The 16,658-nt window shown below is 62.7% G+C and carries 23 protein-coding genes; 9 read left to right on the top strand and 14 right to left on the bottom strand.

Translation table 11 applies throughout. The annotated features are described in order from the left end of the window. Window positions 1–239: 239 nt before the first annotated feature. The gene (locus Q5H89_RS09005) at window positions 240–1,199 is read right to left on the bottom strand and encodes a ribonucleoside-diphosphate reductase small subunit (protein WP_305018970.1); all 960 of its coding nucleotides are present in this window, start codon (window positions 1,197–1,199) and stop codon (window positions 240–242) included. A 436-nt stretch (window positions 1,200–1,635) separates the two neighbouring features. On the opposite strand from Q5H89_RS09005, the gene rplU reads away from it, so the two are divergent. Together rplU and rpmA are read left to right on the top strand one after the other, a co-directional pair. Further along, window positions 1,636–1,941 (top strand): 50S ribosomal protein L21, encoded by a 306-nt coding sequence (gene rplU, locus Q5H89_RS09000; protein ID WP_305018969.1) that lies wholly within the window; start codon window positions 1,636–1,638, stop codon window positions 1,939–1,941. Between the two features lie 99 nt (window positions 1,942–2,040). Then, window positions 2,041–2,316, top strand: a complete 276-nt coding sequence (gene rpmA, locus Q5H89_RS08995; RefSeq protein ID WP_305018968.1) for a 50S ribosomal protein L27 — start codon at window positions 2,041–2,043, stop codon at window positions 2,314–2,316. A 70-nt stretch (window positions 2,317–2,386) separates the two neighbouring features. Here rpmA and Q5H89_RS08990 read toward each other — a convergent pair whose 3' ends face one another. From Q5H89_RS08990 to hemW, 4 genes are all read right to left on the bottom strand, one after another. Next, complete coding sequence (locus Q5H89_RS08990) at window positions 2,387–3,025, bottom strand: hypothetical protein (RefSeq protein WP_305018967.1); 639 nt, start codon at window positions 3,023–3,025, stop codon at window positions 2,387–2,389. 102 nt (window positions 3,026–3,127) lie between these two features. Then, complete coding sequence (locus Q5H89_RS08985; RefSeq protein WP_305018966.1) at window positions 3,128–3,796, bottom strand: alpha/beta hydrolase; 669 nt, start codon at window positions 3,794–3,796, stop codon at window positions 3,128–3,130. A gap of 7 nt (window positions 3,797–3,803) precedes the next feature. Continuing rightward, window positions 3,804–4,220, bottom strand: a complete 417-nt coding sequence (locus Q5H89_RS08980; protein ID WP_305018965.1) for a hypothetical protein — start codon at window positions 4,218–4,220, stop codon at window positions 3,804–3,806. A 62-nt stretch (window positions 4,221–4,282) separates the two neighbouring features. Continuing rightward, window positions 4,283–5,437 carry a radical SAM family heme chaperone HemW gene (hemW, locus tag Q5H89_RS08975; RefSeq protein ID WP_305018964.1) on the bottom strand — a complete coding sequence of 385 codons (1,155 nt, stop codon included), beginning with the start codon at window positions 5,435–5,437 and terminating at the stop codon, window positions 4,283–4,285. A 124-nt stretch (window positions 5,438–5,561) separates the two neighbouring features. Here hemW and Q5H89_RS08970 point away from each other — a divergent pair, with 124 nt between their 5' ends. Beyond that, a complete protein-coding gene (locus Q5H89_RS08970) occupies window positions 5,562–7,463 on the top strand; it encodes a BamA/TamA family outer membrane protein (RefSeq protein WP_305018963.1) in 1,902 nt (633 codons plus the stop codon). Between the two features lie 192 nt (window positions 7,464–7,655). Continuing rightward, window positions 7,656–8,045 carry an Hsp20/alpha crystallin family protein gene (locus Q5H89_RS08965; protein WP_305018962.1) on the top strand — a complete coding sequence of 130 codons (390 nt, stop codon included), beginning with the start codon at window positions 7,656–7,658 and terminating at the stop codon, window positions 8,043–8,045. A 194-nt stretch (window positions 8,046–8,239) separates the two neighbouring features. On the opposite strand, the gene Q5H89_RS08960 is transcribed toward Q5H89_RS08965, so the two are convergent. Together Q5H89_RS08960 and Q5H89_RS08955 are read right to left on the bottom strand one after the other, a co-directional pair. Beyond that, window positions 8,240–8,563: a hypothetical protein gene (locus tag Q5H89_RS08960; RefSeq protein WP_305018961.1), complete on the bottom strand. Its 324-nt coding sequence runs from the start codon at window positions 8,561–8,563 to the stop codon at window positions 8,240–8,242. A gap of 31 nt (window positions 8,564–8,594) precedes the next feature. Then, entirely contained in the window at window positions 8,595–8,855 is a 261-nt protein-coding gene (locus tag Q5H89_RS08955) for a VF530 family protein (protein WP_305018960.1), read from the bottom strand. A 115-nt stretch (window positions 8,856–8,970) separates the two neighbouring features. Between Q5H89_RS08955 and Q5H89_RS08950 the strand changes: the two genes are divergently transcribed. Further along, window positions 8,971–9,891, top strand: a complete 921-nt coding sequence (locus Q5H89_RS08950) for a glycoside hydrolase family 25 protein (RefSeq protein WP_305018959.1) — start codon at window positions 8,971–8,973, stop codon at window positions 9,889–9,891. Window positions 9,892–9,899: 8 nt separating this feature from the next. On the opposite strand, the gene Q5H89_RS08945 is transcribed toward Q5H89_RS08950, so the two are convergent. Next, window positions 9,900–10,127: a hypothetical protein gene (locus Q5H89_RS08945; protein ID WP_305018958.1), complete on the bottom strand. Its 228-nt coding sequence runs from the start codon at window positions 10,125–10,127 to the stop codon at window positions 9,900–9,902. A 96-nt stretch (window positions 10,128–10,223) separates the two neighbouring features. Between Q5H89_RS08945 and Q5H89_RS08940 the strand changes: the two genes are divergently transcribed. Beyond that, entirely contained in the window at window positions 10,224–10,634 is a 411-nt protein-coding gene (locus Q5H89_RS08940) for a septal ring lytic transglycosylase RlpA family protein (RefSeq protein ID WP_305018957.1), read from the top strand. 66 nt (window positions 10,635–10,700) lie between these two features. Then, the gene (locus tag Q5H89_RS08935; protein WP_305018956.1) at window positions 10,701–10,901 is read left to right on the top strand and encodes a hypothetical protein; all 201 of its coding nucleotides are present in this window, start codon (window positions 10,701–10,703) and stop codon (window positions 10,899–10,901) included. A gap of 33 nt (window positions 10,902–10,934) precedes the next feature. Here Q5H89_RS08935 and Q5H89_RS08930 read toward each other — a convergent pair whose 3' ends face one another. Continuing rightward, a complete protein-coding gene (locus Q5H89_RS08930; protein WP_305018955.1) occupies window positions 10,935–11,525 on the bottom strand; it encodes a DUF6799 domain-containing protein in 591 nt (196 codons plus the stop codon). 261 nt (window positions 11,526–11,786) lie between these two features. On the opposite strand from Q5H89_RS08930, the gene Q5H89_RS08925 reads away from it, so the two are divergent. Then, the gene (locus tag Q5H89_RS08925) at window positions 11,787–12,734 is read left to right on the top strand and encodes a J domain-containing protein (protein WP_305018954.1); all 948 of its coding nucleotides are present in this window, start codon (window positions 11,787–11,789) and stop codon (window positions 12,732–12,734) included. 52 nt (window positions 12,735–12,786) lie between these two features. After that, the gene (locus Q5H89_RS08920) at window positions 12,787–13,113 is read left to right on the top strand and encodes a hypothetical protein (protein WP_305018953.1); all 327 of its coding nucleotides are present in this window, start codon (window positions 12,787–12,789) and stop codon (window positions 13,111–13,113) included. 117 nt (window positions 13,114–13,230) lie between these two features. Here the strand turns inward: Q5H89_RS08920 and Q5H89_RS08915 are convergent, their stop codons facing one another. The 5 genes from Q5H89_RS08915 to Q5H89_RS08895 all read right to left on the bottom strand — a co-directional run bounded on the left by Q5H89_RS08915 (window position 13,231) and on the right by Q5H89_RS08895 (window position 16,590). Next, window positions 13,231–13,974 (bottom strand): ZIP family metal transporter, encoded by a 744-nt coding sequence (locus Q5H89_RS08915; RefSeq protein ID WP_305018952.1) that lies wholly within the window; start codon window positions 13,972–13,974, stop codon window positions 13,231–13,233. A gap of 118 nt (window positions 13,975–14,092) precedes the next feature. Then, complete coding sequence (locus Q5H89_RS08910; RefSeq protein WP_305018951.1) at window positions 14,093–14,470, bottom strand: hypothetical protein; 378 nt, start codon at window positions 14,468–14,470, stop codon at window positions 14,093–14,095. Between the two features lie 68 nt (window positions 14,471–14,538). Then, window positions 14,539–15,159 carry a YcxB family protein gene (locus Q5H89_RS08905; RefSeq protein ID WP_305018950.1) on the bottom strand — a complete coding sequence of 207 codons (621 nt, stop codon included), beginning with the start codon at window positions 15,157–15,159 and terminating at the stop codon, window positions 14,539–14,541. 78 nt (window positions 15,160–15,237) lie between these two features. Beyond that, complete coding sequence (gene nadC / locus Q5H89_RS08900) at window positions 15,238–16,104, bottom strand: carboxylating nicotinate-nucleotide diphosphorylase (RefSeq protein WP_305018949.1); 867 nt, start codon at window positions 16,102–16,104, stop codon at window positions 15,238–15,240. A gap of 81 nt (window positions 16,105–16,185) precedes the next feature. After that, window positions 16,186–16,590: a DUF4783 domain-containing protein gene (locus tag Q5H89_RS08895; RefSeq protein WP_305018948.1), complete on the bottom strand. Its 405-nt coding sequence runs from the start codon at window positions 16,588–16,590 to the stop codon at window positions 16,186–16,188. Window positions 16,591–16,658: the final 68 nt, after the last annotated feature.

Genomic DNA, 16,658 nt, shown 5'->3' with positions numbered 1-16,658 from the left:
AACGCCTTGCACGGGCAGCGTTTAACAACCTGTTTGCCGTTCATCACCAGCCAGCGGCGGCAAAAAGCACAGGGGTTGCAGCTAGGGGCAACCTGCCCCGGCCGAGGCCAGGAGGCGGCAGTACTAGTAACGGGAGCAATTGAGATGCTGCCCACTACCCGCGGGCGACCTGCTGCGACCCACCAAAAAGCCCTGACTTCGAAGAGAAAGTCAGGGCTTTTTACTACGTTGGCGCGCGCCTAAAAATCCTCGTCGAGCGAGAACATATTGTCGGCGCGCTCGGTCATCACACCGGCTTTCTGGTACTCGGCCACGCGCTTCTCGAAGAAGTTGGTTTTGCCCTGCACCGAAATCATTTCCATGAAATCGAAGGGGTTGCTGGCGTTGTAAATCTTGCTGCACCCTAGCGACACCAGCAGGCGGTCGGCCACAAACTCGATGTACTGGCTCATGGTGCGGGCATTCATGCCGATGAGGCTCACGGGCAGCGCATCGGTCACAAACTCCTGCTCAATCGTCACCGCATCGCGGATAATGGCTTGCACGCGCTCCTCGGGCAGCTTGTTTTCGAGGTAGCTGTAGAGCAGGCAGGCAAAATCGCAGTGCAGCCCCTCATCGCGCGAAATCAGCTCGTTCGAGAACGTGAGGCCGGGCATGAGGCCGCGCTTCTTCAGCCAGAAAATCGAGCAGAACGAGCCCGAGAAAAAGATGCCCTCCACGGCCGCAAACGCAATGAGGCGCTCGGCAAAATTCTCGGAGTTAATCCACGTCAGCGCCCACTGGCCCTTGCGCTGCACGGCGGGCACTGTTTCGAGGGCGTTGAAGAGGTAATCCTTTTCCTTGGGGTCTTTGATGTAGGTATCAATCAGCAGCGAATAGGTTTCGCTGTGAATGTTTTCCATCATAATCTGGAAGCCGTAGAAGCAGCGCGCCTCGGGCATCTGCACTTCCTGCATGAAGTTGATGGCCAGGTTCTCATTCACGATGCCGTCGCTAGCCGCGAAGAACGCCAGCACGTGCTTGATGAAATGGCGCTCGTTGTCGTTCAGGCCGTTCCAGTCTTTCTGGTCCTGCGAGAGGTCAATTTCCTCGGCCGTCCAGAACGAGGCTTCCGCCTTCTTGTAAAACTCCCACACCTGCGGGTTTTGAATGGGAAAGAGGACGAAACGGTTGGGGTTTTCGGCGAGTAAGGGCTCCATAAAACGTAACGGGTTTCGGGGTTGACGAAGTAGCAAACTACCGGGCTAACCGAACTGGCGCGGCGTTGTTCGGCCCCGGCCCGGCCGGTCTTCAAAGATAGCCGCGCACCCCCCTAGCCGGTACCTGCGTTTATCAATGGCTACTTTTTGCAGGCGGCCCGGCTTACTCTGAGTAGCACATGAAGCGCAAGCGGGGAAGCACCGGACTTATAGCGACTTATCCACATTTTCTTTGTGGATAACGCCAGTTGTCCACAAAAACCGGCGCACGCAAGCCACTTTCTTGCTTTCAGCCACTTAGCCGCTACGGCAAAAAATGTGCTTGAACCCGGCGCATTTTGGCCGAATGAATGAAGATTAACCACTTAGGTTTGGTTTTACCGAAAAGGTGCCGTACTTTTGCGTTCCCTTTTGAGAAACCTCCAGCGGAAATAAGATGTACGCCATTGTTAATATCGCCGGCCAACAGACTAAGGTTGAGGCTAATAAATTTGTTTACGCCCAGCGTCTGGCCGGTAATATCGGTGACTCGGTAGAGCTGGGCAACGCCCTACTGACCGATGACAACGGTACGCTCAGCATCGGCACGCCCGAGCTGAATGTGGCAGTAAAAGGCACCATTGTAGCCCACGTGCAGGGCGACAAAGTCTTGGTGTTCAAGAAGAAGCGCCGCAAGGGCTACAAGAAACTGAATGGCCACCGCCAGCAGTTCACCAAAGTAATGATTAACAGCATTGGTTAATTAGGTATGAGTTAAAAGTTGTGAGCGATGAGTTGGCTAGCGCTGCTCAGGCTCTGACTGAAGACTCATAACTCATAACTTTTAACTCATAACTATCCCATGGCACACAAAAAAGGCGTAGGCTCGTCAAACAACGGCCGTGAATCGCATAGCAAGCGCCTCGGCGTGAAAATCTTCGGCGGTCAGTCGCTCATCGCTGGCAATATCATCGTGCGTCAGCGCGGCACCAAGCACCACCCTGGCACCAACGTGGGCATCGGCAAAGACCACACGCTGTTTGCGCTGGTTGATGGCACGGTGCAGTTTAAGAAAGGCCGCGATGAGCGTTCGTTCGTATCGGTAGTGCCGGTGGCATCTGAAGTAGCCGCTGCTTAATTGCTGCTTTGCTCCTACAAAAGGGCTGCTCCTACCGGGGCAGCCCTTTTTGCGTTGGCGCCGGCTAGCCCTATAGCCCGAAGTAGAAGCGGATGGTGGCCTGCCCACCCACGTTCCAGCGGCTGGCGGTGCTGGGCCGCTCAAAGTTGTAGTAGGCCGGCGCCAGCAGCCCGCCGCCCGCGCTGATGTCGTAGTAGGCGTGGCGGCGCAGTTGGTGCTGCACGCCCCACAGCGCATACACCCCCGGTGTGAGCACGGCGGGCGTGGTGCGCCGCCGGCCGCTGCCGCTGGTAGTTACGAGGCTAGCCCCGGTTAGCTGCTCCCAGTCGGCGCTGCCCTCCAGGGCCAGGTAGCGGCCGAAAGTGGGCACTGCCCGCTGGGCCCGGCCGTAGTAGTAGCGCACCCCTAGCGCGGCGCTGGCGGCGGTAAAGGCGTTGGTTTGGGTAGCCCGGCGGCGGCCGGCAGTGAAGCTGGCCTGCACATCGGTTTCGAGCTGGGTATAGAAGCTGAGGCGGGATGCCACCCGGTACTCGGCCCCGAGCGAGAGCGGCACCAGGAACTGCCACGACTTGCTATCGTGCGCGTAGCGCAGGTGCGTGAGGCGCAGGCCGGCCTTGAGCAACAGCGAGTGGGCGCGCGGCACTGAGTCGGGGGCTAGCTGCTGGGCGTGGGTGGCCCCCGCCGCCAGCAGGCCGGCACTCAGCAGCATACTTTTTAAAAGGTACTGATAAGCCATAAGCAAAATAGATTAATCACCGAAAACCAGCTCTAAGATACTGGCTGCGTGGCGAAAAACCGCCTGGCCAGCCGCTTAATTTCTGGATGAGCCCGCGGCGGCGGCCAGCTCATTAAGGAGCTGGCTTACCTGGGCCGCGTGGCTTACGATGAGGAAATGCCCAGCGCCGGGCACCAAAAAGTCGATGCGGGCCGTGCCGGCCGGCAGCAGGCGGTCGCGGGTGCCGTGCAGGCGCACCGTGCCGGGCAGCCCCGGCCCGCACCAGGCCAGCAACTGCGCCGTGGCCCAGCGGGCAAATGCGGGGTCGGTATCGGCGAGTATCTGGCGCAGCAGGCGGTATTCGGTGCCGCCCCGCACCCCAAAAAACCACTGGGCCAGCCGGGGCATCCACTTCAGCAGGCCAAAGGGTACTAAGCGATGCACCCCCGTAGCGCCCGCCAGCCGCAGCGCAGGCGGCAAATCGAGCGGGCTGCCGAGGCTCGAAATGAGCACCACCCGCGCCAACGGCCGCAGCCGCCCCATTTCCTGCGCCAACAGCCCGCCAAACGATACGCCCACCAGCCAGCAGGGCACATCGGCGGGCACGGCGGTGGCCAGGCGGGCGGCGTAGTGGGCCAGGGGCTCGGTGGGCGACTGCGGGGCCAGCCAGCGCAGCACGTGCACCGTACCCATTAGCCGCAGGCGGCGAAAAACCCGCTCATCGGCGCCCAAACCGGGAATCAGATACCAAATTGGCGCCTCCATTCCGCACTCAGGGGGCTAGCCGGGCGTAGATGCCTTCGAGGTAGAAGATGTTGTGCGGCTGCGGGTCGTCGGCTTCCTCCACATCGGCGGGGAAGGTGACGGCCAGCTTGAGGGCCACACCGGGCAGGGCCACGGGCGGGCGCTCTTCACTCGTGTATTCGAGCAGGCAGGGCCATTGCTCGGTGGTGGCGAGGGCATCGGCTACTTCTTCGGCCAGAGTTTCGGCGCGGTCGCCGGCCACGCGCAGCAGCGTATCGAGGGCCTGGAAGGGCAGGCCGAGGTGAAAGAAGTGGTCGTCGTCGTCGCGAAACGTAGTGGCCCAGATGGTTACGTCGTCGGTATTGTCGAAGACGATGGCCGTGAGCTGGACTTGCTCCACAAAAAAGTCGTCGTTGCTGACCAGGGCATCGCTCAAAAGCTTCACGGCTGCGCGGGGGGAAAGGTGGGACGAAGGAAACCGGCGGCCCGCCCGGCCGCCGCCGCAAGCTACACCGCAGCGGCCGGCGCGTCGGCAAACAGCTCCAGGGTAATGTGGTCGGCTAGTAGCTTGCCGGCGTCGGTGAGGCGCAGCACGTGGCCCTCCAGCGTGGCCATGCCCTGGGCGGTGAGGCTAGCCAGGTACTCGGCCCGGTTAGCTAGCAGGTTGAGGCCCAGCGCATCGCGCAGGTGCGCCAGGTCGCAGCCCCGGCTGGTGCGCAGCGTGGTAAGCAGGTATTCGTTGGCCTGGTCAAGGGGCGAGAGCTGCTCCACGGTAGCCGGCACCTCGCCGCGTTCGAGCACGGCGGCCACGTACTGCGGGTTGTTGGCCACCGCGTATTGGCGGCTGCGCCCATCAAAGGAGTGCGCGCTAGGCCCCAGGCCCAGGTAGGGCACGCCGCGCCAGTAGTTGGCGTTGTGCCGGCTTTCGCGGCCGGGCTGGCAAAAGTTGCTGATTTCGTACTGCTCGTAGCCGTTGGCCCGCAGCTGGCCTAGCAGCAGCTCAAACTGCGTGGCCACAAACTCGTCGGGCGGGACCACGAAGGTGCCTTTTTGCAGGCGGCGGCCAAACGCCGTATCGGGTTCGATGGTGAGCGCGTAGGCCGACACGTGCGGTACACTTAGCTCAAACAGCCGGGCCAGGTCCTCCTGCCAGATGTCGTGGCTAGGGGCCGGCACGCCGTAGATAAGGTCGACCGAGATATTCTCGAAGCCGGCGGCCTGCGCGGCCCGCACCGCCTGCCCCGATTCCTGGGCCGAGTGGGCGCGGTTCATCAGGCGCAGGTGCGGCTCGTGAAAGCTCTGCAACCCAATACTGAGGCGGTTGACGGGCGAGGCCGCCAGCTCGGCCAGCTTGGCGGGGCTGAGGTCGTCGGGGTTGGCTTCGAGCGTGATTTCGGCCTGCGGCAACACCGGGAAGTGCGCGTAAATGGCCTCAAAAATGCGGGCCAGCTCGGCACTCGTGAGCAAGGAGGGCGTGCCGCCGCCGAAGTAAATGGTTTCGAGCGGCGCGGCTGGGTCGGGCAGGTAGTGCTGGCGCAACGCCATTTCCTTCACCAAGGCCTCCACAAACTGCCCTTTCAGCCCCATGGAAGTGCTAAAATGAAAGTCGCAGTAGTGGCAGGCCTGCTTGCAGAACGGAATGTGGAGGTAGAGGCCGGGCATGAGCAGGTGGAAAGCGCGATTTTTGCGGGCGCGTAGGGTTCGTAACAGCCACCGCCCGCCCAGGATTCAACAAAAATCGGGCGCCTGAAATTAAAAACCGCCCGGCGCGTTTGCTTTCCCGACGATGGCCCGACTCGCTACTTTCTTTTACTGGAGCTACTGGCTAGCCCTGCTGCTGGGCGCCGGGCCGCTGCGCGCCCAAACGCCCGACGCCGGGCCGGGCGTGGCCGTGCCCAACGCGCCGGGCCTGGCCTCCCCGCCCCTACCGCCCCGGGCTAGCCCCGCGCCGGCCACCATAGCGGGCACGGGCCAGCGCCAGCTAAGCCGGGTTCGGGTACTGAAATTTGAGGTGGAGCCGGCCGCGCGGGCGCTGGTGCGCCGCCTGCACCCGCGCGCCACCGTGTCCGATTCGCTCACGGCCCTGCGCACCGTGCGCGAGCTGGTGCTAGCCCTGCAGGCCGATGCCTACCTCACGGCCTCGGCCGATGAGCTGCACTGGGGCCGCGACACGGTGCGCGTGCGCCTCTACGTGGGCGAGCAGTTTCGGTGGGCGTACCTGCACAATGGCAACCTCGGCGATGGCCTGCTGACCCGCGCCGGCTACCGCGAGAAGTTTTTCCGGCGCACGCCCTGGCACCCCGCCGACTGGGCCGCCCTGCAGGAGCGCGTGCTTACGGAGGCCGAAAACCAGGGCTACCCGTTTGCCACGGTCGGCATCGACTCGCTGCGCCTGAGCGGGCGCGACATTGCGGGCCGGGTGGTGCTCAAGCGCGGCCCGGCCGTGTACTTCGATTCGCTGCAAATAGTGGGCACCAGCAAAACCAAGAAGCGCTTTCTCACTAAATACCTGCAGCTTACGCCCGGCCAGCCCTACAGCCAGCAGCGCGTAGACGCCGCCAGCGCCCTGCTGCGCCAGCTGCCCTACGTGCGCCTGCGCGCCGAGCCCGAGGTACGCTTTGCCAAGAGCCGCGCCAGGGTGTATTTGCTGCTTGATGAGCGCCCCTCCAACCAGTTCGACGCCATTGTGGGCCTCCTGCCCAATAGCAACGGGGCTAGCGGCGTGCAGTTTACGGGCGATGTCACCATCAACCTGCGCAACCTGCGCGGCGGTGGCAAGCAGGTGGGCCTGCAGTGGCGCAAAACCGACGCCACCTCGCAGCTGCTCGATGCCAGCTACCTGCACCCCAATATCTTCGGCACGCCGCTGGAGGTTGGCGCCACGTTTAACCTCTACAAGCAAACCGATAACTTCCTCACCATCCGGCCGCGGGTGCAGGTGAGCTACCCCACGGCGCGGGCCGGGCGGCTCACGTTTTTTGCCGAGCAGCGCAGCTCGCGCCTGCTGCTCGACAGCGCGGCCTACGCCCAGCTCGGCACCCTGCCCAACTACCTCGATTCGGAGTACAACTCCTACGGCCTGGGCTACTCGCGGGCCAGCCTCGACGACTTGTATTTTCCGCACCGGGGGCTGTTTGTGAGCGCGCAGGGCGGCGTGGGCACCAAAACCATTCGGCGCAACGCCGCTATTCGGGAAAACTTATACGATGGCGTGGCGCTGCGCTCTACGCAGTACAGCTTCAGCGGGCGGGCCGAGCGCTACTGGGCGCTGGGCCGGCAGGGCGTGCTGCTGGTGCGGGCGCGAGGCGAGGGGCTGTTCAACCAGCAGTTTTTTCTCAACGACCTGTTTCGGCTAGGGGGCCTCAACTCGCTGCGGGGCTTTCAGGAAAACCAGTTTTATACCAATGCCTACGGCGTAGGCACGGTCGAGCTGCGGCAGTTTACCGGCCCCGAGGGCTACGTATTTATCTTCGCCGACCAGGCCTTGCTGCAAGCCTACCAGTTCACCACTACCCAGCTTAGTACCCACGCCCTCGACTCGCCCACCGGGCTAGGGGCCGGCCTGAGCTTTCGCACGGCGGCGGGCTTGTTTCAATTCGTGTATTCGGTGGGGCGGTCGGAGTTTCTGAACACCGGCTTTTCGCTGTCTAATTCCAAAATTCACTTCGGCCTGACGAGCCGGTTTTAGCGCAGCTGTGGCCTGAAACACTCATTAAAGCCTGCCACTTCGGCGGCTTTGGGGCCAGGGTGGCGCATTCTGGGCCGGCTAGCAACCATTTTTCGGCCATAACGGCTGAAAAATGGTTTGCCCACCACCTTGTGGAAGCTGGTACGAGGTTTGATTAAACAGACCCGAAGCCACCTATTCAGGCCCTCCGTTATGAAACTTATCAGCCGCGAATTTATCCGTACTATCGCTCCCCAGCTCGACCTGCTGAACACCATCGGCGGCGGCGTGGCGCAGCCCAAGCTGCACGTTAATAAGCGCCCTAAAGGCGTGGTGCTGCACGTGGCCATGCCCAGCGTGCCGGCCGAGAGCTTTCACGTGGTGCTGAAAGACACCAAGCTCACGGTATATGGCGAGTTTCGCCACACGCCCGAGGACCAGTTGGCCGCGCCGCTCTTCGTGCAAACGCTCGACCTGCCCCGAAACCTCGACCTGACGAGCATCAACGCTACCCACGACAAGGGTGAGCTGCGCGTGGCCATTCCGTTCCGCGATGCGGAGGCCAGCCAGCCCCGCGAGATTGACATTCAGCCGGGCAGCTAGGCTGCCCGGCCCGTTGATACGGCCGGGACCGACCGGCCACTTTCTTCTCCGCGATAACGCCGGGACCGACCGGCCCAATGGTTTCATCCTCTTGAGAGCCACTGCGATGAGCAGTGGCTTTGTTATTTAACCGCGGATTGAACGGATGAAACGGATTGCGCAGATGCTGGCAGGCTCTTCTGAAATCCGTCTTTTTAGGAAAACAGCGGGATAAGCAGCCCAAACCCCACCAGCAAGCTCAGCAAAAGCCAGCCCACCAACTGGCCCCGGTAGCGGCGCGGCAGCTTGTTGCTGAGCACCAGCACGGCCGCCAGCACCAGCGCCAGGTGCAGCACCAGAAAGGTCACCGTCTTGACCCAGTTGCTGACGATGGTGTTTTCGGGTTGGTATTGATTGGCCTCGCCCAGGCCCGAGGTAGCAAACCGCAGCAGCTGATAAGCCGCTACCTCGAAGGCCACAAAGCAGGCCAGCCCCGCCAGCAGGGCTAGCGGTCCCGATTTTTCGCGCAGCTCAGCCATCTCATTTCTACTAGCAAATACAGGAAAATCCTTACGGCAAGGGCCGGCCTAGCACCTGGGCGGTGCGCAGGCGCACGTACAGGTCCTCGACCTTGGCGCGGGCCCAGGCGGTGCGCCGCAGAAAGGTTAGGCTCGATTTTACGCTCGGGTCAACGGCAAAACAGTTGAGGCGGATGCGCTCGTCGAGACCGGCAAACCCGTAGTGCGCCACCAGGTAGTCGAGAATCTGGGCCAGCGTCACGCCGTGTAATTCGCGGATTAAGTGACCATTAGCGTCGCGGGCATCGGGCATAAGCAAGCGGAGGAAAGGAACCGGAAAAGGGCCGGGCGGCTTTACCAGTGCAAGCTACGGCCGCGCCCGGCATACGCGGGGCGGGCAGCCGTGCGTTATTTTTGGCTTGCTGCCTATGCCACCCCCTTCCGCTCCGCCCCTACTTGCTGCCCCAACGGCCGCGCCGCAGCCCGCCCCCCGGCGCGGGCGCTGGCGGCGCTGGGTGCTGGCCGGGCTGCTGCTAGGGCTGCTGGGCGGGGGCACCTACTACCTGCGCCACCAGCGCCAGCTCAATCGCTACGCCCGGCGCACCTGGGCCACGCTCACCACGCGCTACCTTACGGGCCGCGAAAGCACGCCGCTGCTGGCCGGCTACTCGGTGCACGGCATCGACGTATCGGCCTACCAGGGCCGCATCGACTGGCCGGAGGTGGCGCGCCAGCACGTGCGCTTTGCCTTTATCAAGGCGAGCGAGGGTGCCACGCTGCGCGATGCGCGCTTTCGGCGCAACTGGCGCGAGGCGCGGGCGGCCGGCATTCTCAGTGGGGCCTACCACTACTTTCAGCCCAACCGGGCGGGCCAGGAGCAGGCTAGCCTCTTTATCCGCACCGTGCCCATCCGGCCCGGCGACCTGCCGCCGGTGCTCGACGTGGAGGCCCCGCGCTTTCACGATGTGGCCGAAATGCGCCGTGCAGTGCGCGCCTGGCTAGGGGCCGTGGAGGCGCATTACGGCGTCAAGCCCATTCTGTACTCCAACTACACGTTTTACCGCCATTACTTGGCCGGGCACTTCGACGACTACCCGCTGTGGCTGGCCCACTACGAGGTGGCGCGCCCCGCCCTGCCCGCCGAGCGCTGGATTATCTGGCAGCACTCCGACGAGGCCTACGTGCCGGGCATCCGGGGTGCCGTCGATTTCAACGTTTTTCAGGGCAGCTACGCGGCGTTGCAGGCTTTGCGCGTGGCGCCCCAGCCCGCCGTTGCGCCCAAAAAAGCCTCCCCGGCCGGCGGCCTGGGTAAGCTGCCAGCCGGGGAGGCCGAAGTAGTGCGGCGCTAGCCTAAGACCTACATCTTGGTCTTCATCTTCTCGCCGTCCATCTTGTCTTTCTGCATCTTGCCCATCTTCTCCTTGTGCATTTTGCCGCTTTTCATCTTACCACCCTTCATTTTACCGTCCATCATCTTGCCGTCGGCCATTTTGCCTTCCTGCATCGGCGGGGAAGTTTGGGCGTGAGCGGTGAGAAACAAGCCCGACAGGGCCAGACCAGCTACGAGTTTCAGCGTATTCTTCATAAAAAGGGGTACGAAAAGGGTGAAAAGAATAATTTCGGCCGAAAGATGGACGTTTATTCCGGCATCGCGCGTGAAGACCCTGTGAATACCTGAATTATGCACTACTTTCTTTCCAAGCACTCGCTTACTGCACTTTTCATCAGCCTGTTAGCTTTAGCACTTTCCGCTTGCGGCAGTAGCAAATCGGCGTTTACCCAATCGGGCCAGGGCTCGTACTACGCCGATAAGTTTGATGGCCGGGCCACGGCCAGCGGCGCGCCCTACCGCCCCGGCCAGCTCACGGCGGCCCACAACACGCTGCCCTTCGGCACCAAGCTTAAAGTCACCAACACCCGCAACGGCCACTCGGTGAAGGTAGTAGTGAACGACCGCGGCCCCCACGCCAAAGGCCGCATCGTAGACGTATCGAAGCGCGCCGCCCGCAAGCTCGACATTATCGACGCGGGCGTGGCCCCCATGCAAATCAAAGTGCTGCACATGGGCCCGGTGGCCCATACCGGCCGCTAGCCCGTTTTTTCAACAAAAAGCGGCCCCTGCTGCGTAGCAGGGGCCGCTAAGTACCATTTTTACGCCATGAATATCCGCAAGCAGCTAACCTGGACGCCGCCCGCCGGTGCCAACCGCTTTTCGGCCCTCGACAGCTTTGTGCGCGCCGCCGAAGACGAGGACTGGACCGAAGCCGAAATTCAGTTCGTCATCGACGAAGTGGTGGAGGCCCGCGATGATGCCGCCGGCCTGGCCGTGCTCGTGAGCTTTACCCAGCCCTGGCGCTAGGCCCTGGCCAAGGCCTGGCGCCGGCTAAGGAGGCTAGCGGCCGGCTTTCGCCTTGGCTTTGGCAGCTTCCTTTTCGGCTTTTTCGCGCTCTTTTTCGGCCTTATCGCGGGCCTTTTCCAGCTCTTTGCGCTTGCCGGGGTGCTTGAGGTCGTAGGCCACGAGCTTGCGCACGCTGTCGGCTTCTACCATCTCGCGCTTGCTGGTGAGGCGGCCCGTGAGCGATACGTAGTCGCCCTCGGCCATTTGCGTGGTAGCCCCTTCGATGCTGGTAACCTGGCCTTTAGTGGTAATGAGCGTGCCATTGAGCAAGCGCTTATCCTGCTCGATGGGCGCCGTCAGGCCAAGCTCGGTCAGGATAACGCGGCCGTTTTGCATGGTCAGGCCATCCTTGGCCATCACGCCGTTGGTTTTGGCCCGGGTGGGGGCAGCGGCCCCGGCGCGGCGCGGGGCTACTACGCGGCGTGGCGCCAGCACCCGGCGGGCGGCGGCGGGCTGGGTAGCGGTGGCCGGCGTGGGCTGAGTAGTGCCCGGGGTGGCCGCCGGGGCGGGTTGGGTTTGAGCCTGGCTGCCGTGGGCTAGCAGCAACGCGCCGCCGAGCAGCAGAGTGGGAATAACTAGTTTCATTAATTGTAAAGAGAAAGTAGAACTACGATAAGACAAACTAACGCGGGCAAAAACCACAAAACCGTGCCAGAAGTGCTCTTAAACCCGCCGCCATGCGTTCGACAGGCCTAATTTTACAGGGCGCTAATAAAGCCGGATGTATATGTAAAATACAAATTTACACCCGCCCGTGCGCTTCTGCCAACTCAACGCGACGGGCTTTTCCGCGTTCAATAAACGCCCCGAGCGGCGCCTTGTTGCCCGGTAGGCTTTTTTTGCACAATGGACTACAAAGACTATTACAAAACCCTGGGCGTGGAGAAGACGGCCACGACCGAGCAGATTAAAAAGGCGTACCGCAAGCTGGCCCGGCAGTACCACCCCGACGTGAACCCCAACGACGCCACGGCCGAGCAAAAATTCAAGGAGGTAAACGAGGCCAACGAGGTGCTCTCGGACCCTGACAAGCGGCAGAAGTACGACCAGCTAGGCGCCGACTACCAGCGCTACCAGCAGGCGGGCGGCGGGCGCGGCCAGGGCGCTGGCGGGGGCGGCTTCGACTGGAGCCAGTATGCCCAAGGCGGCGGTACAGGCGGCTTCGGTGGTTTTGGCGGCGGGCAGTTTGGGGGCGAGGGCGAGGACTTTTCCGATTTTTTCAGCTCGCTCTTCGGGGGTATGGGCGGCGCGGGCGGCGGGCGCAGCAGCCGGCCCGGCGCGGGCCAGGACTACCAGGCCGAGCTGGAGCTGACCTTGCAGGAAGCCTACCAGGGCGGCCCGCGCACCATCACGGTGAATGGCAAAAACCTGCGCCTCACCATTCATCCGGGTGTGGCCGATGGCCAGACCATCCGGCTGCGCGACCAGGGCGGCCCCGGCCGCAACGGCGGGCCTAACGGCTCGCTGCTTATTACGCTGCGCATTTTGCCCGATGCCCGCTACGCCCGCACCGGCGACGACCTGACCCAGGATGTGCCCGTGCCGCTGTACCGGGCCCTGCTCGGCGGCGAGCAAACCGTGGACACGCTCGGCGGCCCGGTCAAAATCAAGATTAAGCCCGAAACGGCCAACGGCAGCCGCCTGCGCCTGCGCGGCAAGGGCTTCCCGGTGTATCGCAAAGAAGGGCAGCACGGCGACCTCTACCTGCGGCTGAATGTGCAGCTGCCCACTAACCTCACCGACGAGGAGCGCGCCCTACTGCAACAGCTGGCCAAGCTGCGCGGCGAAGAGTGAGTTAAACCTAAGCCAGTCGTAACCAATCAATTGCTATAAGTACTTCCGCCCTATGGAAACCCGTGTTTTAGTGCTCACTTTTCAGGAATGCGACGCGCGCTACGGCCTGGGCCAGGCCGAGCTTCGCCAGTTTGTGGAGCTTGGCCTGCTACGCTCCGCCCCCGCCCCCGAAACCATTGAAGTAGAGGAGCCCGACGAATTGCTGCCCCGCCTGGCGCGCCTGCATCACGGCCTGGGCCTGGCCCCCGAGGCCATCGACTTGGTGCTGCTGATGCGCCAGCGTCTGCTAGGCCTGCAAGCCGCGCTGGCCCGCGAAACGGCCCGCGCCCGCCAACTCGAAAATTTTCTGCGCGGTACCGGGCCCGTGCTGGAATCGTAGCCGCCAGCACCGCTGGCCTTCAGTGCCGAAAGAGGGCTAGTAGAGCTACTATGGTTTCGTATTCTTTGCAGTTGCGCACTTGGCTGGCAAAACTACCGCGGCGGTGCAGTTGCCAGGCTACACCGCACTCACGGCCAGCGCCAGCAGCAGGCCGCCCAGCGTGGCCCCTAGCTTAGGCCAGTTTAGCCGATGCTCGGGACTGGTTTCGAAGAGAATAGTGGTAGACACGTGCAGAAACGTACCGGCCACGAAGCCGAGCAGCGCGGCGTACACGGCCGGGCCCAGCAGCTGCTCCAGCACCAGGTAATTGCTGAAAACCAGCCCGGCCGGCGACGCCAGCGCAAATACCAGCAGCCAGGGCCACACCCGCCCAAACGAGCCTAGCCGCAGCCGCAGCAGCGTGGCCAGCGCCACGGCCGCCGGCACGTGGTGCAGCGCTACCCCTAGTACCAACGCATAAAAATGCTGGCTTACCTCGCCGCTGCCCGCCCCGCGCACCAAGATGCTGCCTTCCAGCAGCGAGTGTACCACCAGGGCGGCTACCAGTAGCAGCGGCACCCGCCCCTGCTCGGCAGCAGCCGGTGCGTGCACGTGGCCGTGCTCGATGCCCTGCGACAGCACTTCCAGCAGCAGCTGGCCAAAAAAACCCGCCAGCACCCAGTAGCCCACGCGCTGCGGCGTGGCCGGCAGCAGCGTTAGCGCCTCGGGCAAAATGTGCGTGATAGTGAGGGCAAACAAATAGGCGCCGCTAAAAGCCAGCAACGGTTTCAGCCATTGCCCGGCGCGCGCCGCGGGCACTTTGCTCACCAAAACCCCCGCACCCAGCACCGACACTGCCAACAGAACTATCGCAATCCACATAGAGGTAGCAAACAGAAAAACTTGCAGCAATGTTGCGATTAATATCGCAACATTGCTGCAAGTTTCAGAAATAAGCTTTTGGGCAATACGCCCAAAGCGCCCGAATACTTAGCCTAACTTATTGACGGCGAGCGCCGGCCTGGCCCTGGGCCGTGTCGGGGGTGGCCGAGTCGCCGGTGCTCTTTTTCGGCTTGGCGCTGCTGCCGGGCTTCTCGGCAGTGCCTTCCTGCGTGTCGGCCGTCATTACGGCGCTGGCCGAGGGGGCAGCGCGGCGGTCGAGTACGGCGCCCGAGTTAACGGGCCGGCTGATGGCGCCGCCCTTCTCCTGGCTAGGGGCCGCGGGCGTACCCTGGTCGAAATTGTCGCTGGGGCGGGTGCCGGGCTCAATCATGTCGAGCGACACCTTTTTGTCGGGGCGCCAGTCAGACGGTTCACTGCTGCACGAGGCGAGCAGCACTACGGCGGCCGGAGCCAGGTAGGAAAGCAGCTTTTTCATACGGGTCAAAAATTCCTTGCGGAAAACTAAATAGAAAGACGAGAAAACCAGGCGCTATACGGCCCGGGCTAGGCGGCGGGGGCATCGGGCAGCAGGCCTTTGCGGCGCAGCAGGGCCTCAAAAAGCTTGCGGTCGTTGTCGTTATTAAACAAGCGCAGGGGCAAATGTAGAAACACCGGCACATCAAACGTGCTGGCCACCCAGCGGCGCCAGGGGGCTAGCTCGGCGGGCGGCGCACCTGGCTTGAGGTACAGCAGGTAGGCATCGGGCTCGCGGCGCACGCGCCCAATCTGGTCCCAGGGCAGGGCCATGGCCCGCTGCTCGGTCTGGCGCATGATGAGCTGGCGCGAATCGGCCTCGTAGTTCATGCGCTCAAACAAAGGCTTGCTCTGCTCCATCTGCGTTACGCCCGTGACGAGCGACGAGCGAATGAGCACGAATACCGCTGCCAGGGCCACCCCTAGCAGCAGCCACCACCACGAGTGCCAGATGGCCGCCGGCAGCACGCCCACCGCAAACGGAATGAGGGCATACCACCACTCCTTGCGCCACACCTCGCCCATCGCAATGCGGGTGTAGGTGTTGGGGTCGAACTGGTATTTTTTGGTTTTGATGGTGCCGGGCAGCGACTGCGGGGCCTGCTGCTGGCGGTAGCCGCCGCCACTGCCCCGTTGGTTGGGTTGGTTCATAGTAGTGATTAATTATCAGTTGTTACTTGTCAGTTATCAGTCGCTACCTATTAATTATCAGCAAAATAACCACGACAATCAATACGCTTTCAAGCTCAAATCCAAGATATTGGCCGAATGCGTAAGTGCCCCCACCGAGATATAGTCGACACCCGTGGCCGCCACCTCGCCAATGGTTTGCTCCGTAATACCGCCGCTGGCCTCCAAGGGCACGCGGCCGGCCACCAGGGCCACGGCCTCGCGCAGCTGGGCGGGGGGCATGTTGTCGAGCATGATGCGGTCGACGCCGCCCGCGTCCAGGGCCTGCTGCACCTCGGCCAGGGTGCGGGTTTCGAGTACGATGGGCAGCTGGCGGCCGGTGCGGCGCAGGTAGTCGTGGGTGGCCGCAATAGCCGCTGCTACACCACCGGCATAGTCTACGTGGTTGTCTTTCAGCATTATCATGTCGAAGAGCCCGTAGCGGTGGTTGACGCCGCCGCCGATGAGCACGGCCCATTTTTCGCAGAGGCGGAAGTTGGGCGTCGTCTTGCGGGTGTCGAGCAGGCGGGCCTTGGTGCCGGCCAGCAGCGTGGTGAGGTGCGCCGTGTAAGTGGCAATGCCGCTCATGCGCTGCATGCAGTTGAGTACCAGGCGCTCGGCGGTGAGGATGCTGCGCGCCGGGCCTTCTACCGTGAAGGCTACGTCGCCGTGCTTCACCCTGGCCCCATCTTCGAGCTGCACGCTAAGCACAAGCGCCGGGTCTACCTGCTTGAAAATCAGTTCGGCCAGCTGCACACCGGCCAGCACGCCCTCGGCTTTTACCAATAGCTTGGCGCGGTTGCGGGCCTCGGCCGGAATGGCAGCCAGGGCCGAGTGGTCACCGTCGCCAACGTCTTCGGCCAGGGCCGTTTGAATGAACGTAGTGAGCGCGGCGGGCGTGAGGTAGGGGGCGGGATAGGCTGACACCCGGCAAAGGTACGGCGGCTGGCGGGCGCATAAAAAACCCGGCAGCGGGTGGGCTGCCGGGCTTCAGGGGCACAGGGCCGGTTATTCTTTGGTAAAATCGAGCGTGTCGATGGTTGGCGTTGCCTGCTTGGGCTTGAGCTTAATAAACACCTGGTAGTTGCCGTTGCGGCCCACGTAGTGGCCGATAGCGTAGGGAATACCTTCATTGCTAGCCCCTTGGTGCACGATATCGAAGCTGGCGGGCGGGTTTTTGGCGAAGAAATTTTTCATCACCAGCTCGGTTTGGGTAGCGTTGTAGCTCTGCTTGTCGCCATCGAACCCTACCTCGACCGAAGGCGCCAGAAACTGCGCCAGCCCGCGCGAAGAGCCACTGGCAATGGCCGAGCGCACGGCCGACAGCTGGTCGGCCCCCTGGGCCCGGCCGCTCACAGCTACCGCCAATAAAAGCCAGCCAAATACTAAAAATCGAGTAAAAAATAGATTCATAAAAAGAAGCCTCGCGAGCAGGTCGAAAACGCTTGAAAGGGGTTAAGCTAAAACTATGCCAGCCGTTG

The organism is Hymenobacter cheonanensis, from assembly GCF_030581075.1.
In the GTDB taxonomy this organism is placed as follows: domain Bacteria; phylum Bacteroidota; class Bacteroidia; order Cytophagales; family Hymenobacteraceae; genus Hymenobacter.
The sequence above is the reverse complement of the archived record's forward strand: the minus strand, read 5'-3'. Positions and strand labels throughout refer to the sequence as shown.

Bases quoted from the DNA above. Each gene is read 5' to 3' on its own strand.
- Q5H89_RS08895 (WP_305018948.1), bottom strand. From the start codon at position 16,590: ATGAATCTATTTTTTACTCGATTTTTAGTATTTGGCTGGCTTTTATTG.
- Q5H89_RS08985 (WP_305018966.1), bottom strand. From the start codon at position 3,796: ATGGAGGCGCCAATTTGGTATCTGATTCCCGGTTTGGGCGCCGATGAG.
- Q5H89_RS08920 (WP_305018953.1), top strand. From the start codon at position 12,787: ATGGAAACCCGTGTTTTAGTGCTCACTTTTCAGGAATGCGACGCGCGC.
- Q5H89_RS08950 (WP_305018959.1), top strand. From the start codon at position 8,971: ATGCCACCCCCTTCCGCTCCGCCCCTACTTGCTGCCCCAACGGCCGCG.
- Q5H89_RS08945 (WP_305018958.1), bottom strand. From the start codon at position 10,127: ATGAAGAATACGCTGAAACTCGTAGCTGGTCTGGCCCTGTCGGGCTTG.
- rplU (WP_305018969.1), top strand. From the start codon at position 1,636: ATGTACGCCATTGTTAATATCGCCGGCCAACAGACTAAGGTTGAGGCT.
- hemW (WP_305018964.1), bottom strand. From the start codon at position 5,437: ATGCCCGGCCTCTACCTCCACATTCCGTTCTGCAAGCAGGCCTGCCAC.
- Q5H89_RS08925 (WP_305018954.1), top strand. From the start codon at position 11,787: ATGGACTACAAAGACTATTACAAAACCCTGGGCGTGGAGAAGACGGCC.
- Q5H89_RS08915 (WP_305018952.1), bottom strand. From the start codon at position 13,974: ATGTGGATTGCGATAGTTCTGTTGGCAGTGTCGGTGCTGGGTGCGGGG.
- Q5H89_RS08960 (WP_305018961.1), bottom strand. From the start codon at position 8,563: ATGGCTGAGCTGCGCGAAAAATCGGGACCGCTAGCCCTGCTGGCGGGG.
- Q5H89_RS08905 (WP_305018950.1), bottom strand. From the start codon at position 15,159: ATGAACCAACCCAACCAACGGGGCAGTGGCGGCGGCTACCGCCAGCAG.
- Q5H89_RS08990 (WP_305018967.1), bottom strand. From the start codon at position 3,025: ATGCTGCTGAGTGCCGGCCTGCTGGCGGCGGGGGCCACCCACGCCCAG.
- Q5H89_RS08940 (WP_305018957.1), top strand. From the start codon at position 10,224: ATGCACTACTTTCTTTCCAAGCACTCGCTTACTGCACTTTTCATCAGC.
- Q5H89_RS09005 (WP_305018970.1), bottom strand. From the start codon at position 1,199: ATGGAGCCCTTACTCGCCGAAAACCCCAACCGTTTCGTCCTCTTTCCC.
- Q5H89_RS08965 (WP_305018962.1), top strand. From the start codon at position 7,656: ATGAAACTTATCAGCCGCGAATTTATCCGTACTATCGCTCCCCAGCTC.
- Q5H89_RS08955 (WP_305018960.1), bottom strand. From the start codon at position 8,855: ATGCCCGATGCCCGCGACGCTAATGGTCACTTAATCCGCGAATTACAC.
- Q5H89_RS08970 (WP_305018963.1), top strand. From the start codon at position 5,562: ATGGCCCGACTCGCTACTTTCTTTTACTGGAGCTACTGGCTAGCCCTG.
- Q5H89_RS08910 (WP_305018951.1), bottom strand. From the start codon at position 14,470: ATGAAAAAGCTGCTTTCCTACCTGGCTCCGGCCGCCGTAGTGCTGCTC.
- Q5H89_RS08935 (WP_305018956.1), top strand. From the start codon at position 10,701: ATGAATATCCGCAAGCAGCTAACCTGGACGCCGCCCGCCGGTGCCAAC.
- Q5H89_RS08930 (WP_305018955.1), bottom strand. From the start codon at position 11,525: ATGAAACTAGTTATTCCCACTCTGCTGCTCGGCGGCGCGTTGCTGCTA.
- rpmA (WP_305018968.1), top strand. From the start codon at position 2,041: ATGGCACACAAAAAAGGCGTAGGCTCGTCAAACAACGGCCGTGAATCG.